Annotated in this window: 17 protein-coding genes; 9 read left to right on the top strand and 8 right to left on the bottom strand. The window is 48.6% G+C overall.

The window, feature by feature from the left end:
• The first annotated feature begins 385 nt into the window (after nucleotides 1-385).
• The 3 genes from drt3a (at nucleotide 386) to M0220_RS02360 (ending at nucleotide 5247) form a co-directional block, all read left to right on the top strand.
• Complete coding sequence (drt3a, locus tag M0220_RS02370; RefSeq protein ID WP_264018574.1) at nucleotides 386-1738, top strand: antiviral reverse transcriptase Drt3a; 1353 nt, start codon at nucleotides 386-388, stop codon at nucleotides 1736-1738.
• On the top strand, nucleotides 1735-3792 hold the full coding sequence (gene drt3b / locus M0220_RS02365) for an antiviral reverse transcriptase Drt3b (RefSeq protein ID WP_264018573.1): 2058 nt from the start codon (nucleotides 1735-1737) through the stop codon (nucleotides 3790-3792). The genes drt3a and drt3b overlap by 4 nt, the downstream gene beginning before the upstream one ends.
• An 882-nt stretch (nucleotides 3793-4674) precedes the next feature.
• Complete coding sequence (locus M0220_RS02360) at nucleotides 4675-5247, top strand: hypothetical protein (RefSeq protein ID WP_264018572.1); 573 nt, start codon at nucleotides 4675-4677, stop codon at nucleotides 5245-5247.
• Between the two features lie 471 nt (nucleotides 5248-5718).
• Here M0220_RS02360 and M0220_RS02355 read toward each other — a convergent pair whose 3' ends face one another.
• The 3 genes from M0220_RS02355 to M0220_RS02345 form a co-directional block, all read right to left on the bottom strand.
• On the bottom strand, nucleotides 5719-6402 hold the full coding sequence (locus M0220_RS02355; protein WP_264018571.1) for a DUF3047 domain-containing protein: 684 nt from the start codon (nucleotides 6400-6402) through the stop codon (nucleotides 5719-5721).
• Nucleotides 6389-6574 (bottom strand): zf-HC2 domain-containing protein, encoded by a 186-nt coding sequence (locus M0220_RS02350; protein WP_264019191.1) that lies wholly within the window; start codon nucleotides 6572-6574, stop codon nucleotides 6389-6391. Before M0220_RS02350 ends, M0220_RS02355 begins: the two co-directional genes overlap by 14 nt.
• 202 nt (nucleotides 6575-6776) lie before the next feature.
• The gene (locus tag M0220_RS02345) at nucleotides 6777-7343 is read right to left on the bottom strand and encodes a sigma-70 family RNA polymerase sigma factor (protein ID WP_264018570.1); all 567 of its coding nucleotides are present in this window, start codon (nucleotides 7341-7343) and stop codon (nucleotides 6777-6779) included.
• 232 nt (nucleotides 7344-7575) lie between these two features.
• Between M0220_RS02345 and M0220_RS02340 the strand changes: the two genes are divergently transcribed.
• Both M0220_RS02340 and M0220_RS02335 read left to right on the top strand, forming a co-directional pair.
• Nucleotides 7576-7791 carry a hypothetical protein gene (locus M0220_RS02340; protein ID WP_264018569.1) on the top strand — a complete coding sequence of 72 codons (216 nt, stop codon included), beginning with the start codon at nucleotides 7576-7578 and terminating at the stop codon, nucleotides 7789-7791.
• 319 nt (nucleotides 7792-8110) lie between these two features.
• Nucleotides 8111-8908 carry a MipA/OmpV family protein gene (locus M0220_RS02335; RefSeq protein ID WP_198023688.1) on the top strand — a complete coding sequence of 266 codons (798 nt, stop codon included), beginning with the start codon at nucleotides 8111-8113 and terminating at the stop codon, nucleotides 8906-8908.
• Between the two features lie 79 nt (nucleotides 8909-8987).
• On the opposite strand, the gene M0220_RS02330 is transcribed toward M0220_RS02335, so the two are convergent.
• Together M0220_RS02330 and M0220_RS02325 are read right to left on the bottom strand one after the other, a co-directional pair.
• Nucleotides 8988-9674, bottom strand: coding sequence for a type 1 glutamine amidotransferase domain-containing protein (locus M0220_RS02330; RefSeq protein WP_264018568.1), 687 nt, complete (start codon nucleotides 9672-9674; stop codon nucleotides 8988-8990).
• 124 nt (nucleotides 9675-9798) lie between these two features.
• A complete protein-coding gene (locus tag M0220_RS02325; RefSeq protein WP_264018567.1) occupies nucleotides 9799-10536 on the bottom strand; it encodes a glutaredoxin in 738 nt (245 codons plus the stop codon).
• Nucleotides 10537-10705: 169 nt separating this feature from the next.
• On the opposite strand from M0220_RS02325, the gene M0220_RS02320 reads away from it, so the two are divergent.
• Nucleotides 10706-11491 carry a CLCA_X family protein gene (locus M0220_RS02320; protein WP_264018566.1) on the top strand — a complete coding sequence of 262 codons (786 nt, stop codon included), beginning with the start codon at nucleotides 10706-10708 and terminating at the stop codon, nucleotides 11489-11491.
• 430 nt (nucleotides 11492-11921) lie between these two features.
• Here the strand turns inward: M0220_RS02320 and M0220_RS02315 are convergent, their stop codons facing one another.
• Nucleotides 11922-13223 carry a M20/M25/M40 family metallo-hydrolase gene (locus tag M0220_RS02315; protein WP_030070207.1) on the bottom strand — a complete coding sequence of 434 codons (1302 nt, stop codon included), beginning with the start codon at nucleotides 13221-13223 and terminating at the stop codon, nucleotides 11922-11924.
• 189 nt (nucleotides 13224-13412) lie between these two features.
• On the opposite strand from M0220_RS02315, the gene M0220_RS02310 reads away from it, so the two are divergent.
• Nucleotides 13413-14636 (top strand): YbfB/YjiJ family MFS transporter, encoded by a 1224-nt coding sequence (locus tag M0220_RS02310; protein ID WP_030070208.1) that lies wholly within the window; start codon nucleotides 13413-13415, stop codon nucleotides 14634-14636.
• Nucleotides 14637-14721: 85 nt separating this feature from the next.
• Nucleotides 14722-16185 (top strand): sodium-dependent transporter, encoded by a 1464-nt coding sequence (locus tag M0220_RS02305; RefSeq protein WP_264018565.1) that lies wholly within the window; start codon nucleotides 14722-14724, stop codon nucleotides 16183-16185.
• On the opposite strand, the gene M0220_RS02300 is transcribed toward M0220_RS02305, so the two are convergent.
• Both M0220_RS02300 and M0220_RS02295 read right to left on the bottom strand, forming a co-directional pair.
• Entirely contained in the window at nucleotides 16147-17493 is a 1347-nt protein-coding gene (locus tag M0220_RS02300) for a Y-family DNA polymerase (RefSeq protein WP_264018564.1), read from the bottom strand. The genes M0220_RS02305 and M0220_RS02300 overlap by 39 nt on opposite strands.
• Entirely contained in the window at nucleotides 17490-17948 is a 459-nt protein-coding gene (locus M0220_RS02295) for a LexA family protein (RefSeq protein ID WP_030070211.1), read from the bottom strand. The genes M0220_RS02300 and M0220_RS02295 overlap by 4 nt, the downstream gene beginning before the upstream one ends.
• A gap of 398 nt (nucleotides 17949-18346) precedes the next feature.
• Here M0220_RS02295 and M0220_RS02290 point away from each other — a divergent pair, with 398 nt between their 5' ends.
• Nucleotides 18347-19225, top strand: a complete 879-nt coding sequence (locus tag M0220_RS02290; protein WP_030070212.1) for an alpha/beta fold hydrolase — start codon at nucleotides 18347-18349, stop codon at nucleotides 19223-19225.
• Nucleotides 19226-19251 lie beyond the last annotated feature (26 nt).

The following is a 19251-nucleotide window of genomic DNA, read 5'->3' as shown; positions in this document are numbered from 1 at the left end:
AGTGTTTGGATTGCTTTAAATATAATACGCGAAGTCAATGTTGGTAAAAGCGAAATATGATTAAGATCCCTTCAGCGAGGCACGAGCTATCGTTGTAAAGCAGCTTCTAGGCTTAATTTTACCCCTGTATCAGGAAAGCCTCTTTTGCCGCCAAGGCTTTTGATAATGATTCTTTATATATTTAAGCAATGCGATTATAGAGCCCTAAGCCAGAAAAGTAAGCTGAAGAAAGCGGCTTCCAACGACGATTATCGAACGTAGTCTTTTAATGGCTTTAAATTCGTCAAAGTATGCTCTCGCCATGCCTAAATTACTTGAATAAAACGAAAATGGTACACGTTGGAACCGACTTTCAAAGCATGGATAAATAATTTAAAGGAGTATTATGTTTGACCAATCATTTTCACACCAAAATTTTTTCAAAATCTACTCTTACGAAAATAAGAGAGGAAATAACCTTGCTAGCCGCTTCTTTACTGACGTAAGCGAAGAGTACGCGAAAATCAAACGAGCGAGAAAGCTGATCAGAAAAATTTACTCTCGTCGACGCTACTATTCTAAGGAAAACTTTGACAAAAGAGTGCTTGTTTTATATAAATTACTCCGAGAAATAAAAAATAGAAAAAATGAATTGGTAAGGAACCACTTAAAGGGCGTCTCTAATAATGTTTCGGAAAGAAAATTTAAATTCACCTTAACTAAGTCAGAAAAAAAAGTTAAAGGGAAAGATGTCTTTCAGACTGGTCGCTCCGTCGAATCGTTTTTCGCCGAGAAACAAATACAGAAAAACATAAAGTATACCTATGGGGTAAAGCAAGCAGATCGAGACTTGATTGTGCCCCAACTTCGTTCAGTTTTGGATAATAAATTCCCTAAGGTTATCTTAAAAACTGATATCAAGTCTTTCTATGAGACGATCAACAGACGGCTTCTGCTCGAAAAGCTAAACGAGAGCCCCATTTTAAGTCTTACTACTAGAAAATTAATTGCGCGAATACTCAAATCATATGAGGAAGAGTCCGGTGAAGCTCTTGGCATACCTAGAGGGGTTGGTGTCAGTGCATACTTATCAGAGCTATACATGCAAGATTTTGATTCCGAAATAGAGAGCTTACCAAATATGATTTATTATGCTCGGTATGTTGATGATATCATTATTGTTCTTTCACCTGAGCCTGGGAAAAGTTCACAAGACTATCTCAGCCTTATCGAGAATATTTTGGAGAAAGAGAAGTTAAGCTTGAATTTTCTCGACCAAAAGACCAAAAATTTTGATTTTAGCTCAGCAGACATTAACTTTGAGTTTGATTACCTTGGTTATAAGTTCAAGTGTTATGGTGGGGCCGTAAGCCTGGAGCTAGCCAATAAGAAAAAGTCAAATTACAACAGAAGGATAGCTGACGTTATTAATGCTTATAAGAAAAACTCTATAAAACAACCTAGTAAGGCAAGAAAAGAGCTTCTCTTGCGGCTTAAGTTCCTCACTTACAACACAAAGCTATCAAATAACAAAGGAAATGCTGTGGTTGGAATCTACAACTCTAACAAATGGATTACGAACTCAAATTGTCTACAAAGTCTTGATGATCGGCTAAATGGTTTAGCAGGATCTATAAATAACCAAAGTTTAAGGGATCGAATTTCTAAGTTCTCTTTTAAAAAAGGTTTTGATAAGAGATTATTTGCAAACTTCAGCGCCCAGGATTTTTCTTCAATAACCAGAGCGTGGTCAAAGTGAAAAAATTATTAAGAATAAAGTTAAAAAAGGAAAGAGTTATTCTTTCTGACACCTTGCCATATGAAACTCCAATAACTTTTTCTAATAGATTCTTCTATGAATTTATCATCGAGAATTCACTTAGCGTTGGAAATGGAAAAATCACGTGGAATAGCATAAGCGAAGCAAATGATACAGTGATTAGTTTGCTCTTTGGTGTGGATAGAAATGATATCGAAAAAGATGGCAGTCATAGAACAGTTCAAGAGAAACTAGGAACATTTATAACCGTACCTTTTCAATATGGTGTAAGCCACAAAGAAGACAGCTACCGAAGACTCTCTATACCACATCCAAGGAATCAACTTCAAATAACCAACTTTTACGATAAGTATAAAGAATTGATACTTTATTACTCGCAGAGATCAAGCTTTAGTCTTCGATATCCACATAGAATAGCCGACACAAGATTTTTTGATGATGAACGAAAAAGTGCATCGGTTGTGATTGCGAATCAGTTTGAAAATAAATCTTCTTATCGAGATAAACATGTAAAGTCTTTTTTTGGATATCAAAAAATAAGAAATATACATGAATTTTTTGAGTCTAAGGAATACCATCAATGTGAAAAAAAATACAATACAATGGCACAGCTTGATATATCAAAGTGTTTTGATTCAATCTATACACATTCAATCGCTTGGGCAGTGCTGGGCAAGGGTGCAGTGAAAAATGAACTGGCAAGAAATGGGAACAAAACTTTACTTGGCTGTTTTGCAGATGAATTTGACTCTTTAATGCAGAAGCAAAATTACAATGAGACTAACGGAATATTGATAGGGCCAGAGTTATCTCGTATATTTTCTGAACTTATCCTTCAGAAAGTTGATTGTAATCTTGAGTCGGAACTACGAAAGTTATCGATTTACAGTGATGTGCATTACTCAATTTTTAGGTATGTTGATGATTATTTTGTATTTTTCAATGATGAAATAATTTACAAGAATATTGTAGATACCCTTCTAGACTGCCTATCTGTCTACAAGTTAGGCCTTAATACAGCAAAAGAACTTATTTATAAAAAGCCTATTATTACCGAGATAACAATTGCTAAGAGGAAGATATCTGAATTACTTAGTGAGAAGATAAAAATCGATATAAAAAATGACGAAGAAAAGGTGAGCGAAAATGATTTACCACTCAAGCATGGCCAAATTTATATTCATGCCAAGACATTAATTACTTCATTTAAGTCTATTCTTTCCGAGAGTGGTGTCGAATATAAAAGTGTCATCAATTACACGTTGACCATACTGGAATCGAAGTTAAAGACCATCTTTAAAAAATATTTGGAAATACAGTATGACTACAAGACTCACCGTGATCTACTTTCTTCTATAGACGCTTGTATCGAATTTTCATTTTTCATTTATAACGTTGCGCCTAGAGCGAATACAACTATAAAGCTAAGTAGGGTTCTCAAAGATATCATAGAATTCTGTAAGAAAAAACCAATTGAAATTGATGAGATGCATCATGTCTTTAAAAGTATTTCAGACAACGTCTCTTTCGTTATAGAAAAATATGAAACAAAAAATTACACTCAAGTTGAGACCCTGTATTTGTTGACCGTTATATCAGAGCTTGGAAAAGATTATTGGTTACCAGAGTCCTCTCTTGTTAAGTATTTTGGTGGTGTTTACAAAAGTGAGCGTACTATTATGTTCGACACCACTCTTAATTATTTTTCAATTACAGTTATTCTATTCTATATGAAAGACAAAAAGCGATACACCAGAGCAAAAAAGGCTGTTAAGAAGGTAATTAAAGAGAAGCTTAAGGAGCCAGATGTATCACTTAAAAAGGATACAGAGCTGTTCTTGCTTTTAATCGACTGTACTAGCTGTCCGTTCCTTGAGGTCAACTTTAAACGCGAGCTTCTAAAACACTTTGGTATTAGTAAAAAGAAGCTCCAGGACGAACTGATTAATTTACGAGAGAATTGGTTCACGAAGTGGGTCGACTTCAGCTTTTCTGATGAGCTTGACTCCAAACAAAGTGACGAAGTATATTAATTGCACTTCGCATCGCACCACCGCTAATGACTGTAGGCAGTCCCACACACCCGCGAAGCGCAGTACTCGGTCCTATGCATGGACGGTATTGTTAAAGCAGTCCGGTGTCGAGCTGCTTCCCTTTCTTCTTACAAGGCAACAAACGCACGAGATGTAGTGGTCAAGTGATTTTGACTACATGATCGTAAATACGCCACGAACCACATCATCTCAACCTGAGTTTTGACGATCACACTAAGGCTTCCCCTCTGTCAGCCTAGTCGTCTAGTTGGCCATATCGCCTAAATATCATCCAGAGGGAGCGGCCATGATCCGGCCCATCTCCGTTGCCGCGAACCGGTGGATATTGGCAAGCAAATTTTGCTGGTGAGCATTCTTGGTTGTGGAGCCTTATCATACTCAATGGAGACTACGGTAAGACGGCTTTGGGTACGCTCAATATTATCCAGTTTTCTTTTCAACTTATAGCAGCGTCATTGGTTGTGGCTGCGCTTAATATTTCCGAAAAAGATTGATAGCTACAACAAAGTATTGCACCAGACAAGCTGGTGAATGCGTCTTTATACTAGCAAGACCTAAAAGACCGCTTTTGGCCGATAACTGAACGAAGATGATTCGGTCGTTTTCTATCCATATATAGAAAAATTTACGCGATATCTTTACGCTCGCCAACTACCTCTTAAGGGCCTCCTGAGGGAGTGGTTGATGAGCTTAAAGAAAACGACCGTATGTTTAGCTCTTTGCAGCTGACCTAATCGATGGAATAGCTCATAGTATCTAAATTCTATCGATAGAATTTATTTTCTAACGATAGAATTTGCTTGATTAATACACAATGATGGCTATTCTATCGCTAAAGATACGCAAACATACGGAGTTTCTATGTCGGATCAGAACGTGGTACTCACCTTTACCGGACAAGGGCTAACGACCATGGCGCGTCATAGTGGTTCAGGCCATTGGACGGCAGACCGACACCGGCTACAAAAAGCGTCATACCTTGTGTGTGTACGAAACCGGCGCCGCGACTATGAAGACTGGGCAGCCAAAGACTTATCGCATGGCGCTGCCTTCCTTATCGCCAAGGTCACAGGGGTAAAAGAATCCCCCCGCGAGCCAGACCAAAAGCCCCGTTACATTGTCACCTTCGAAGAATATGTCGAAATTGAAGTGCCTGGGGCTTGGAAGATGTGCACCGACGGTCAGCGCTTTCCTGTCGCTTACATGAGCCGTGACAAGGCTGAGACGGTTCTTGGCATCGACTTCAACAGCACTGACCTTGATTGGAAACGGCTATCCGATATACGCCCTCAGAAAGCTACTCCGACCGACGCAATATCGGACATCGATTCCTCATCATCTGCACGGTCCCTTACCATCGATGAGGCCAAGCGTGGTCTGTCTGTTCATCTAGGCGTTAGTCCTGAGCAGATCGATATCAACGTGAGATACTGAGTGAGGGTGTAGTGGTCAAGCAACACTGGCCACCGCTTTATAGTTAGCCCAGTACTTTTCCTCTGCCTGTTTCGGACTCATGCCCCCGTTATGCTGGTAAGGCCTAACCTGGCTGTAATACCTGATTAAATAGTTCACGATATGGCCCCTGCAGGAATGAGCGATAGCCATACGTTGGCGACGCTTAACTGCTACAAATAGCTTCACACACCCACCGCGCGCTCTCAATCACCCCTTACTCGGCGATGAGGTGGCTGGTGTCAGTTCCCTTTAAAAGGGGAATATGCCGCTGAAACCTATCCCAGCGACGGCGACGATCACAACAATGATAACGACAATGGTAGTAGTCGATGGCATTGTTCTCTTCCTTTGAGAAATGAGTGTTATTGAAGCGTGGCTGTCATTGACGTGTTTCGCACATCGGGCATTTTACGAACGGGCTTTTACCGAATGTTAGGCTCATCACTACCGTTACTGCGGGCAGGAGGGGGCTTCGTTAGTGCTTGAGAAGCCTAAATGGGTAAACCAGGCGGTTGCATTCATGCCTGCATTATCGCCATCGCTCATTAACGCAAGGCCATCAATATGACGAGGGGCGCTGCCGAACAGGGCAGTAAAGTCTGCCCGTACATCGCGCACCTCTGCGACCCAGTCTCCCACACGCTCTTTACCACTTTGTAGCGCCATCAGCTGTGCCCGCTGTGTAAAGGCATTTGGCCATGTGGCACCTTTGGGTTGGGTAGAGGCCCATACATAGTTCACAGACTCTACTTGCCAAGGCAGCAGCCCAGTTTTATGGGCGACATACACGCGAGCGGGGTAGTCATCGCCTGACTTGGTGGTTTCGTTAAGACCAGGATAGGTGTTGCTTACTTGCCAGCACCAGTGCAGGTAGGGGGTTTCAGTCAGGTCAATTTCACGTTCCAGGTAGCGCGCTGATGCTTGTCCTTGAGATTCCGCTTCTAGCACCCGACGCCCGGACTTTTCAACAACCGCATAGCGGGTGTCGCCTTCAAAGCTGCGAGTCGCCCAGGTCATGATTTGATTGGGGGTGAAATGTATTTCCTGACCCAATGCTGTGCCCACTAATAGTGGCGCGCTGCATAGACTAATGACGATCGCTGATACCGCCTTGAAACGGTTAATGCGAACCATGATGGTCACCCTTTTCAGTCGCGTCGTTTGGTAAGGAGGGGTGGTGACTAGCAATTTTGTGTAAAAGGTCGAATTGGCGCATGCAGGCGCGACAGGCACCGCACATTGAAAGATGAAACCGTAGGGCGGTGTTTTCACGAAAGGTGAGCGTTCTATCTTGCTTGAGTGACATTAAGCGTGTTGCTTCGCGGCACATAATCATAGGGTGGCCCTTTCACAGCGATGGATAGGCGTTCAGTCTATTGATGGGTGAAATATCCATAGAGGCTATATCGCCTTAATCATTGGTGCTGTTTACCTTCATTTCCTTACAAACGGCGTGAAGACGATGTGCGATATCGATGGTTGGCTAACCATAGTGCGTGGTTGGTTCACTACGTCAGCCAGCCTTTTTCAATACAGGCACGAAGTCGCAAGCGCGCGCGGTGTAAGATTACCCAGCAGTTGGCTTCGCTAAGGGTAAGCGCTTCGCAAATTTCTTGGGTGTTTAGCCCCATAAATTCACGCATTGTGAAGACCCGTGCAATGTTATCGGGTAGCACGAGTAAACAGGTGTCGAGCACACGCCAAAACGCGGCATTTTCGAGTATTTGGCCGGGGTCGCCCCAGTGTGCCGGTTTACTCGCCGCTTGCCATCGGCCGTTCTCTTGAAACAGTTTTTCAAACGAATCTTCATCGCTTAACTCATCTTCCTGCCAAGAGAAGTAGCGCCGCTCATGGCGGAATCGCTCAAGTATTTTATTTTTTAAAATGCCAAACACCCACGTTTCAAACGCCGAGCGCCCCGAGAAGGTTGGGTGCTTCTCTAGGGCGATGACCAGCGTATCTTGCACCGTGTCTTCAGCGGCAGCGCTATCACGCAATTGTAAGCGCGCGAAGGCGATAAGCTTGGGCCGCAGTGAAGCGATATGCTGTTCAGTTGAATGCGTAGCGTCCGTCACGGCAGCGTCCTTATGGGCAACATTAAGTAGCCATCATATCCATTCATTGGTGTTAAACGAACAACGCAGGCTTCAAGTGGCGCATATCCTGCGTGGTTTTACGCTAAGCCTGATAATAAATGGCAGACTGGCTATTTGCTGTTTATACTTTTTAACGCATCGTCACGGATGCAGATCTACACGGACGTTACCACGACTGAACCCATTAACTCCCTTGTGGTAGGAGGTCAGCGTGCGACATATCATGATCAGCCCGACAGTGCGTGGTGTGGATATTATCTGCCGACATTGTGGTAATGCAGAGTCCTCGACAACACCCTACTTAAAACGGTTTCGCCTGGAAGGCACTGGAAAAGATAGCGCTATGCTGCGTTGCTTGACTTGTCAAACGGCGGTATCTACCCCGATGAGCAAGCTCAGCGCACTGTTTTATCATCACGCTTGTTAGAAAGACGTGGCAGTTGTCCATAAAAAAACCCCGTCCATCTCTGGTCGGGGTTTTATCAGGTCCTCCTTAATCCTACTTCACGAACATCCTGTTCATGCGTCCTTGTGCACCACAAGCACTCCTTGCCTGCACTTCCTTGTAACGCTTTCCCTGCGCTATGTGCACACAGTGCGCCCTATAGCCGCTGAGTTATCTAACCTGGGATATGAAACAGAAAAAAGTTTCGTGCAATGGGGCACAGTGGCTCCTTATTCGCTTGCAGTGGCTTGATTCAAAAACATACAATCACGCACGTTTGCTATATAAAAGGATGCCTTCTGTGACAATACTCCCTGCTCGTGCTACTTCACGTTTTTCTACCCGCAAGCGCCTTACCCCATTGTTGGGGGCTGCTTTCTGCATCGTATTAACCACACCAGCCTTGGCAGACAGTTGGGAAGGTAGCATAGGTGCAGGCGTCACCTACTCGCCTGATTACTTAGGCAGCGACGACTACGATACACAAGCGTGGCCGGTTGTTAACTTGACCTACGGCGACCAGCTCTCGATCAACGTCCGCAACGGTATTGAGTGGCACGCTATCCGCAATGGTAATTGGACCGCTTCTCCATTTATTGGTTATACCTTTGGGCGAGATAATGAAGGTGATATCAGCCAATTTGAAAAAGTAGATGGTGGGGCAACGTTAGGTCTGCGGGTTAGCTATCAGCAAGGCTTCTGGCGTTACAGCGTCGCAGGTAGCACGCCGGTGAGCGGCGATGTAGAAGGCGCAAAATTTTCGGCTAACGCTGCCTTGCGCATGCCGATTAGCGAACGCACGCTCTTCACGCTAACGCCCAGTGTTACCTATTCAAATGAAAAGTGGACCGAATCGCTGTTTGGTGTTTCAGTGCAGGACAGTGCGCAAAGTGGTGTGGCTGCCTACACACCCGATGGTGGTTATTGGCGAATGGGGGTGAATGCCAGCCTTAGTTACTCCTTAACGCCTGAATGGACAGCCACCGGTTTCGTGGGCACAACGCACCTAACGGGCAGTGCTGCCGATAGCCCAATTGTTGATGAGCTAGGTAGCGACTGGCAAACGCTCACAGGCGTTTCGCTAAGCTATCGTTTTTGATTAAAAAAACGGCGGGCAATATGCCCGCCGCGTTGATTTTTTAAGTCAAATGATGCCTTAAATTATAAAAACGTTCTGCTTAACGCGCCAGCCACGTCATCAGCGCTTCAGCGGTGGCCGCTGAGGAGGGTGGGTTTTGGCCGGTAATTAACTGACCATCCTCACGCACGTACGGCGTAAAGTCGTCTGCTTTGCTATAAATACCACCACACTGTTGCAGTGCATCTTCTACTAAATGCGGCACAATACCTGTCAGCCCAACTGCGTCTTCTTCACCATTGGTAAAACCTGTCACTTGACGCCCTTTTACCAGTGGTTCACCACTGCTGTTTTTTGCGTTAATCAACACGATCGGCGCATGGCACACTGACGCTACTGGCTTACCTTGGGCAATAAAGTTTTCAATCAGTTGGATAGAGTCTTTATCGTCGACTAAGTCCCATAGTGGGCCATGGCCACCGGGATAGAACACCGCATCGAAATCATCAGCACTCATATCGCTAAGGCGATGTGTTGCTGCTAGCGCTGCATTCGCTTCATCGTCTTGCTTAAAGCGCCGCGTTTCGTCGGTTTGGCTGTCGTCTGCGTCACTTTTTGGGTCAAGCGGTGGCTGGCCACCGTTTGGCGAGGCAAGCGTGACCTCAGCACCCGCATCTTTAAAAACATAATACGGCGCGGCTAGCTCTTCTAACCAAAAACCGGTTTTTTCGCCGGTATCTCCTAGCTGATCGTGTGATGTCAGCACAACCAAAATACGCTTGCTCATCTTCTTACTCCTAATCGTGAAGAGTGCGATAGCTTCTTGCGTTACTTACTTTACCTTGGGGCGTGCTTTTCGGGTTACAAGGCGCGCTTGTATTTCTATCTGTCTGCATTGATATCCTTTCGCGTTATAGCAAACTCTTCAGCGGCATCCATAGCCCCATGGCGACCATTACAAGGTTTTCTGTCAGCGAGATAAAGCCCAGTGGCACATTGCTATTACCACCTGCACAGGCGCATTTAAGTTCGCGCTTATCGATATAAACCGCTTTAATCACCGATACGGCCCCTACCGTACCAATGAACAGCGCCAGCGGTGCTGCTAGCCAAATCAACGCACCTGCCAGCATCAAGATCCCTGCCAGGGTTTCCGCATAGGGGTAAACATACCCATACGGTACATAGCGTTTAGCCAGTAGGTCGTAGTTGAGAAACATGGTGCTGAAGCTCTCTACGTCTTGAAGCTTCTGCAACCCAAGCAACACCATGGCGGTTGCCACTGCATATTCAGGCAAGCGTGTGGCGAATAATGTGCCATGAGCTAGCCAACTAACTGCTAAGCCTATTAATAACGCGGTGATAAAAATGGCAATAACCGGCCGATAAGACGTTTCTTTAGCGCTAGGCACGCTTAAGCCTAAATGTTCGCGTACCTCTTCATAGCCACCGATACGCTCATCGTCAATATAGGTTTGCGGCGTTGTATCAACCTGTTCTTTCGCTTTAAAGGCATCGGTTTCTTCGCGGGACGTTAACGGGTGATCGTGTACTTCGTAGCCCTTACGCTGCAGCAATGAAACGGTTTTCAACCCAAAGGGACACTGGTGTGCCTCCGTTTTCATACGATAAACATGTGCCGTCGCCATATTTCCTCCCTGTTGTGTAACCGGTGTGCAATAAAGTACAACTGAACTTTTACTGCTTATGTATCAGGGTAGACACCTTAGACAAACTTGCCGAATAGCCTTTGGCGCTTGTTCTTCGCCTTCGATAAAATAGTGCGGTGAACTTCATTTTTAGGTTAGCGAGCACGCCGTGAGCATTGACGCACGAGAGTTTTACCGCCAAGGGCCAATGCATCGCCGCGAGGGTGCGAGCAGCTTTGCACTGATTCGCCGCCAGTTCGATTTTCGTTCAATTGAAATAGGCCGCTGGGTGACCCGCTCCGAACGCGACCGTGCCGCAGAGCTTTTTCACGATGCGCTGTGCGATTTAATGCTGATATTGCACGGCAATGAAGCGTTGATTTCGCTGCGTGGCTCGTTAGCACTACAGTACGGCAGCGGCGGCAGGCCTGGCGTTTCTGCGCATTACGATCCCAGTCAGCGCAGCTTTTCGCTCGCCAAGAATGCCGGGCCCGGTAGTATTGCTCATGAATGGTTTCACGCGTTTGATCACTATATTGCCCAGAAGTGTTTTAACAATGTGTCTGCTAGTACCTTTGCCTCGGTGGCATGGCTAGCGAATGCAGCGCCGCTTAATCACCCACTTAATCAACGTCTACTCGCCTGTGTCCACGCTATTCTGCTACATCCCGACGGTCAGCAGCCTAGCGCGCTTTTCAATGATTCAGCAGCCATGGATAAAGCGCATGGCCAGCTTTATTACAGCAAGCCAGAAGAGCTATGCGCTCGGGCGTTTGAAGCCTTCGTGCAAGACGCCAGCATAAAAAACCATTTTCTAGTCAAAGGCACCAAAGCCTCACCGGAGGCAGCACGCGGTCTGTATCCGCAAGGCGAACAGCGCGAACGCATTAATGCGCGATTCAGTGACTATTTTGCCAGTTTAGGGAAAGCGCTCAGTAAAGAGGGCCCATTATAAATGTTGGATGTGCGAAATACGCCAATGACGACTACGCTTTAACGACACTCAATTCTCAAAGGAAGAGAAAATGCCATCGACTACTACTATTGTTGTTATCGTTGTTGTGATTGTTGCCGTCGCAGGAATAGGCTTCAGTGGCGTATTCCCTTTTTAATTATCGTGTTTACTAAACGATTAGTTTCTCTGTACTGGCGAGTAAAAAATTAACAAAATATGGCTTTTTTATCCTAGGTTAATGATTCTGTCATATATAAAGTTCATGGTAAGCGATAACACAAGGAAAGGTGTAAGGAGCAGGAGTAAGCAAGGAAGGCTTTTAATACCAGGGATGCACAAACAAGGAGGTTTGTGGAGAAGGATTACGGAGGAAATACTGCTACCCCGGCCATTATTGGCCGGGGTTTTTTTTATATTACTTTTCTTGAACCTACTTCTTCTTGGTCTTTTTTGACTTCGCGTGTTTTTTGTCTTCGCTGCTTTCAGGCTTGTCGCTTTCAGGCTTGTCACTGCCTTGGTGGCTAAGCGGGTTAGCTTGGTCAAGCCGTGGGTGGTTGTCCAGGAATTCGCGCTCCAGATCAGGTAGGGCATCCAGCGCTTTGAGCGTGTGGGTCAAAGCATGGATCGCAGCGAGCACATCCTGGGTGTTGCCGGTTTCGGAAATGGTATGCATGTTGCGAATCGGAAAGCCAATCGAGGTCGCTGCGCTATCAATAGAGGCCAGCACGCCCGCCATGCCGTCAGTGCCGGTATCAACGCCGACGATATCCCGCTGTAGGGGAATATCCTGCTCTTTGGCGGCACTGGCAATAATGCGATTGAGCTGTTCGCTGGCAATAGAGCCGACCGCCATGGTGAAGCCTTTGCCCATTTCCAACGGCTGCATACGCTTGTCGCCAATGCCTGGGGCGGCCACGTAGTCGTGGTTAACGTCTACGCCAATCAGTGCGTCTGGCTTGAGTTCGCCTGCTAATACGCGGCTGCCGAAACGGCCAATCTCTTCGTAGCTAGCAATGGCAAAGAGCACGCGTACTTTTTTGGTGCCGCCCATTTCTGCGATTAACTTCGCCACTTCTGCGGTGACAAAACAGCCTAAGCCATTATCCAGGTAAGCGCCGTAGAACGTGTTGGGGCTAAAGCCAGGGCGAATAGGGCGGTCGAAAATAATCGAATCGCCGGGGCGAACGCCAAGGTTTAATACCTGCTGCTTTTTATTTTCGCCATGAATCTGCAAGTCTAAGTAGATCTGCTCTTTTTTGATGCCTTTACTGCCATCGCGCTGGGCGGGGTCAGAAAAGTGAATAGCGCCCAGGGCTTCTACCGTGCCGCCCTGGATACAGCGGTAGCTGCCGGGGGCGTTGGGGTCTTCGCTAAACAGCTTCACTTCATGGCCGATAAGTACAGTAGGCAAGAAGGAGTCGGTGTTGATCCAGATCTTGCCGTCGTCGCCAATCGAGCGAACTTGCATGCGGATTTTATCTGCATGGCCGATGATCATGACTTTGAACATGTCATCGCGGCCAGGATGTGTGTCCAGCACCACGCCAGCATTGCCTTTAAATTGATGAAGATGCCAGTCACTTGGCGCGAAGCTTTCAAAGTAAGGCTTTAGAACGCCGTAAGTCATTGCGCCTTCCAGGCCTACTGGGCTAGGAGCGGCAAGAATGTCACGCATAATATTGAACTGCGCGTCGGGCATTGGCTGCGTCCAGGGTTTGGCGCTGTTACTCATGTTAAGCACTCTCCGTTGGGTGGTGTTTACCGCTTACTAGTCTGCCAGATTCTTGAAGCAGATGCGCTGCTTGGGCATGCCACGTTTGGGCGATGGTGCCATGGACGTTTCGGCGTATGATTGATTCATTAAAAATGAATATAACAACGACGACGATAAAAACGAAAGTACCTTGACGGGGGAGTGTTCATGAGTACCGCTAGCCTTAAATCGCAGCGCTTTAAAGTGCTGTTGGCGGGCATTTTTAGCCAAATTTTATGTATTGGTATTGCGCGCTTTGCCTATACCCCACTACTGCCGGTAATGCAGCAGCAGAGCTGGATTAACGACGCCGACGGTGGTTGGCTGGCTGCGCTTAATTATGCGGGCTACATGTTAGGCGCGGTGCTGGCAGCATCAATTCGCTCGGTGTATCTCAAAGACACGCTGTTTCGAATTGGTCTGGTGCTTGCGGTGTTAACCACTGCCGGTATGGCGCTGACCGATCACTTCTGGCTATGGGCGGGGCTTCGCTTTCTTGCGGGGCTATCGAGTAGCGGTTCTATGCTGCTGGCTTCGGGATTGATTTTGCACTGGCTGATTCAGCACCGACAGCGGGGTGAATTAGGCATTCATTTTGCTGGGGTGGGTATTGGTATTGTGGTGGCGGCGCTGGCGGTTGAGCTAATGCTCGCACTGTCGCTTAACTGGCAGGCCCAGTGGTGGGGGTTTAGTGGTTTAGCCGCAGTGCTGTTAGTGCCTGCTTGGCGATGGCTGCCACGGCCTGTTAAGCCGGTACTTGGTAGCGCGGCTCATCATGATGCACCGGCCAAGCCACCCAGTCGTACCTTTATGCGGCTTATGTTACCGGCCTATTTCTGTGCTGGTTATGGCTATGTGATTAGTGCGACGTTTATTGTGACGATTGTCGAGCGTGAACCGCTACTGGCTGGCGCAGGAAACTGGACATTTGCCCTGGTAGGGTTGGCCGCGGCTCCTGCGGTGATGCTATGGGACCTAGTGGCGCGACGTATTGGTTATTTAGGCGCACTCATTGTGGCCATGCTGGTTCAGGTGGTGGGCATTGTATTGCCTGCGATGACATCAAGCTTAATAGGTGTGCTGTTAAGTGCAGTGCTTTATGGAGGTACCTTCTTGGGCTGTGTCAGTTTGGTGCTCACCATGGCGGGTAGGCTATACCCATCAAGCCCTGCCCGATTAATGGGGCAGATGACACTGGCTTATGGTGCCGCCCAAATTGTTGCCCCTGCGCTGACCGGCATGTTGGCGGAGTCTTTTGGCAATTACTACTTGGGCTTATGGCTGGCGGGCGGCTTTGTCACGTTAGGGGCGCTGCTTTTAGTTTGGCTACGTCAGGTAGACCAAACCGCCCAGCGGCTAGATGCCCAGGCCAAAGCGCTATCGGTGGCGTAATAGTTGGTTGATGGCTGCAAGAGTTTTGGGCTTTGTCGACAAAATCCTCTAGGATAGGCGCTTTTTTCTGACAAGGTGGAAGGTCATGGCGTCTTCTGGGCAACCTCGCATTCAGTGGCTGGGCCGCTGGGGCTTTATGCTGGCAGCCACCGGTTCGGCGGTGGGGCTGGGCAATATTTGGAAATTTCCCTATATCACCGGGGAGTATGGCGGCGGAGCTTTTGTGCTGGTGTATCTGGCGTGCATTCTAGCCGTCGGCGTACCGGTGATGATGACCGAGATTGCCTTTGGTCGCCGTGGGCGCGGCAGCCCTATCGATGCGATACGGCGTGTCGTCAATGAGTCTGGTCGCTCTTCTGTTTGGTCGCTGATTGGTTGGATGGCGATGCTTTGCGGCTTTATGATTCTGTCGTTTTATGTCGTGGTCGCAGGTTGGTCGTTCTCCTATTTATGGAAAATGCTCACCGGCGGACTGGCTGGCAGCAGCGTTGACGATATGGCCGCCGTATTTAGCGCGAATAACGCCAACCCGTTCATCCTGGGTGGTTGGAGTACCCTGGTGGCAGTATTGACCATGGTAATTGTGGGCAAAGGCGTTCAGGAAGGTATCGAGAAAAGTGTCAGCTGGATGATGCCCGGGCTAGTGCTCATGCTCGTTCTACTGATTATCTTCGGGGTGTTTTCTGGTGGGTTTGGCGAGGCCGTGAGCTTCTTGTTCTCGTTTAACGCAGGAAGTCTCTCGAGTGAAGGGATGCTCGCGGCGTTGGGCCATGCCTTTTTCACACTGTCGTTGGCATCCGGTGCGATTCTTACCTACGGTAGCTACTTGCCCAAAGGTGCTTCGATTGGGCGTACCACGGTAAGCGTGGCCATTGCTGACACCGTGGTTGCACTCATGGCGGGGTTGGCAATCTTCCCGGTCATTTTTGCTAACGGTATGAATCCTGGTGAAGGGCCTGGGCTTATTTTTATGAGCTTGCCGCTGGCTTTCCAGGCGATGCCAATGGGCACGCTATTTGGCATTCTGTTTTTCTTAATGCTCTCAATGGCAGCGCTGACCTCGTCTATTTCGATGGTGGAAGCTACGGTGTCGTGGTTATGCGATAACAAAGGCATGACCCGTAAGTCGGCCTCTTGGGCGACGGGCATCGTGCTATGGCTGATCAGCACGCTGGCGATGCTGTCGTTTAACCTGGGCGCTGATTGGACGCTCGCGGGTAAACACTTCTTTGACTGGCTGGATTATTTGACCTCGCGCTGGATGATGCCGCTGGGAGGTTTGGGCATGGTGCTGCTGGCGGGGTTTGTGCTGAAAAGTGAAACCTTCCGCGACGAGCTGGGCCTTGCGCCGTTGCCTTATGCACTGTGGCTAGCCATGGTGCGTTACGTGAGTCCGCTGGGTATCTTGGTCATTTTTGTCGATGCGCTGGGCCTTTACCCAGTGTCGTTTGCTGTTCACTGGCCGATACTGCTGGCGATCTTAGTGATATTTGCGCTGATCGGAGAGGCATTAAGCCCGCGGCTGCGCCAAGCGCTGCGCTCGCGCTAGCTGCTGTTGTTCACGCTTCACCCTGGCGGCCGCAATGGCGCCAGGGTGAGTGCCTGCCTCCATGAGTTCGTCCCAGCAGGTGGTGTAACGGTTGGAGCGGTGCGCACAGCGCAACTGCCACGGTGCTTCCGCCTCTGTCATTCCAAAACGAATGGTGCCTTGCCCCATACGCTGATTAATGGCGTCAACGGTGTTCATCAAGTGCGGGTGCGCCTTGGGTGAGGGCTGTAACAGTGAAAGTTGATACTGCTGCGCATCCACTAAGTCCAATAACATGACGCCGGCTTTCATAAACTGAAAACCTGGCCGGTACATCTGTTCAAGCCCTTCGCGTACGGCTTCTAAAATGACGCGGGTATCGTCGCTTGGTGACGTTAGGGGAATCATCGCGCTAGGCGAAAGTTGAGGCTGGTCTTTACGATGGCGGTTGGTGTTCAGAAACAGCAGCACGGCGCGGGTAAGGCTTTTCTGCTGGCGCAGTTTTTCGGCACTACGCTGGGCATGGCGGCGCAGTGCTGCGTGTAATTCCGCTTTTACGCCGGTTGCTTGACCAAAAGAGCGCGACGTCATAATACGCTGACGCGGCTGCTCGACTGCGTTCATTTCCAAGCAGGAGATACCACGTAGCTCTAGTGCTGTACGCGCAAGCACCACTGAAAATCGTTTGCGAAGTTGCTTTGGATCGCACTCCCGCAGTTGCCACGCCGTGCGAATACCACCCACCGCAAGCCGTTCTGCTAGGCGTCTACCGATGCCCCATACGTCATTCACCGGCAGCTGTTTAAGCAGCGCAGCCGTGGTTGGGCTATTGGCGGTGAGCAGGCAGATGCCCTGGTAGTGAGGCTGCTTTTTGGCAACGTGATTAGCGAGCTTGGCTAGCGTATGGGTAGGTGCTAGCCCTACACAGACAGGCAGCCCTAAATAGCGGCGAATGCGGCGGCGTAAGACTTCCCCGAGCGTTTGGCATTGAGCGTCGCTGAAACCATCCAGGTAAATAAACATTTCATCAATAGAGTAAGGCGCGACGTCGGGGCAGGCATCCCGCAGTAGCTGGGCGAGTCGTGCGGACATGTCGCCATACAGCTCGTAGTTAGAGGACAGCAGGTGAATTACGCCCCGCCGGCGCAAACCTTCTAGTTGGAAAGAGGGTGTGCCCATGGGGATGTTCAGCGCTTTCATTTCGGCCGAACGGGCAATCACACAGCCATCGTTATTCGACATCACGCCAACGGGCTTGCCTTCAAGCGCAGGATTAAACACCCGCTCGCATGACACGTAGAAGTTGTTGGCATCAACAAGGCCAATCATGGCAAATACTCATGCACCACAGCGCGTACCACGCCCCATAGCTGGCAGTCCGTCTCTGCTAGGGGGAGTGGTGGGTAGTGAGGATGTGCCGAACAAAGATGTGGCGTGCCTTGATAGAGCGCATAACGCTTTATCAGTACTTCCTCTTCAAACATGGCGACCAGGATATGCCCTAAACGGGGCGGTATGCTGCGATCTACCACCAGCAAATCACCTTCGAATATCCCCCAGCCTTCCATGCTGTCGCCTGTGGCGGTGAGGTAGAACGTGTGGTTGGGGTGTTTAATCAACCGCTCATTGAGATCTAGTGTGCGTGGCTCGTAATCCTGGGCAGGTGAAGGGAAGCCGCTAAACCCAGCGCGGCCGTAGAGCATTGGAAAGGGCAGCGGTTGAGAGGTTAACGGCAGGGCTGTCGCAACCATGGTTGTTGCACAATAAGTGGGTTGAGACGGCATCGACGGCATCCTCATGAATAAATAGTGTTTTTATATACAGTATATAGGCAGTATTTATTCATGGGGAAAAAATTGCAAGCGACGCTCAGCGCAGGGTACCAGGGGAATATTGGTTTGCGGGTGCTATTGGCTTAGCGAGCGAGCCACATGCCAACCACCAGTGCACTTATCACGGTAATTAAGAACACAAGATTGCGAGCACGGGTATCACGACGTGGTTTCATAGCCATTTTCCTGTTGGTCATCGTTATTCAACACATTACGAAGTAGTAGCAAGCAGCGAACTCCCCATAAAAGCGGCAGATGCGCTGCGCTTAGCATGGTAACGTTTACGCCTTAGAGCGTCATCTGACGAATATGACATTGCTTGGTTATCCGGCTTTAAAGAGATCCTGTTTATGAATGAATCGACTCATGTCGGTACCGCTGCGCAGCCGCTTTCCCTGGCGAATGGGCGGCTGGCAGCACTTAGCTGGGGGCGTAGCACTGCGCCTACTTGGGTGGCACTGCACGGTTGGTTAGACAACGCTGCAAGCTTTACACGGTTAGCGCCGCTGTTAGTAAAAGCATTGGATATTCGTATTGTTGCGATCGACTTTCGTGGTCACGGGCATTCGGCCCATGCACCTGTAGGAAGCGACTATGCACTATGGGACTACACTCACGATGTGCTGGATACCTTGGAAGCATTAGCGCTCGAAAAGACAACGCTACTTGCTCACTCGATGGGGGCAGCCGTGGCTTGCCTCATATCCGCAGCGTTCCCCGAGCGGGTGAATAAGCTTATTTTGCTAGATGGTTTAGGTGCGTTAAACACACCGGCTGAAGAGACAGCCAGCCAACTGCGTAAAGGGTTGATAGCCTATCGGCGGCCGCTTTCCCGGCCCCCTCGTTATCCGGATATTGAGAGCGCAGTCGCTGCGCGGGTAGCCGGAGGCGTCACGCCGCTGGACAGCATCACCGCTACGCCACTTGTCGAACGTAACACGCAAGCTACCGCCGATGGGCATGTGCAAATGCGCACTGATAGCCGTTTGTTAAAGCCTTCTTTGGTGCGCTTTACACCCCAGCAGGTGTTGGCACTACTGGCGGAGATTCAAGCCTCGGTGCTATTGATAGAAGGGGAGCGGGGTATTTTAGGCGAGCGGGACTGGGCGGAAAAAGCACGCCAAGCGGTGCCCCAGTTAACGCGCCATGTACTAGCGGGTGGCCATCATCTGCACCTTGAACCCCAGGCGGTTGAGCACGTGGCTGAGATAATCCGGCAACAAGTGTAACGGTTATCTGTTGTTCAGCATTAGGA

The organism is Halomonas qinghailakensis, assembly GCF_025820815.1.
In the GTDB taxonomy this organism is placed as follows: Bacteria; Pseudomonadota; Gammaproteobacteria; order Pseudomonadales; family Halomonadaceae; genus Vreelandella; species Vreelandella qaidamensis.
This window is presented reverse-complemented; position numbering and strand designations above follow the sequence as displayed.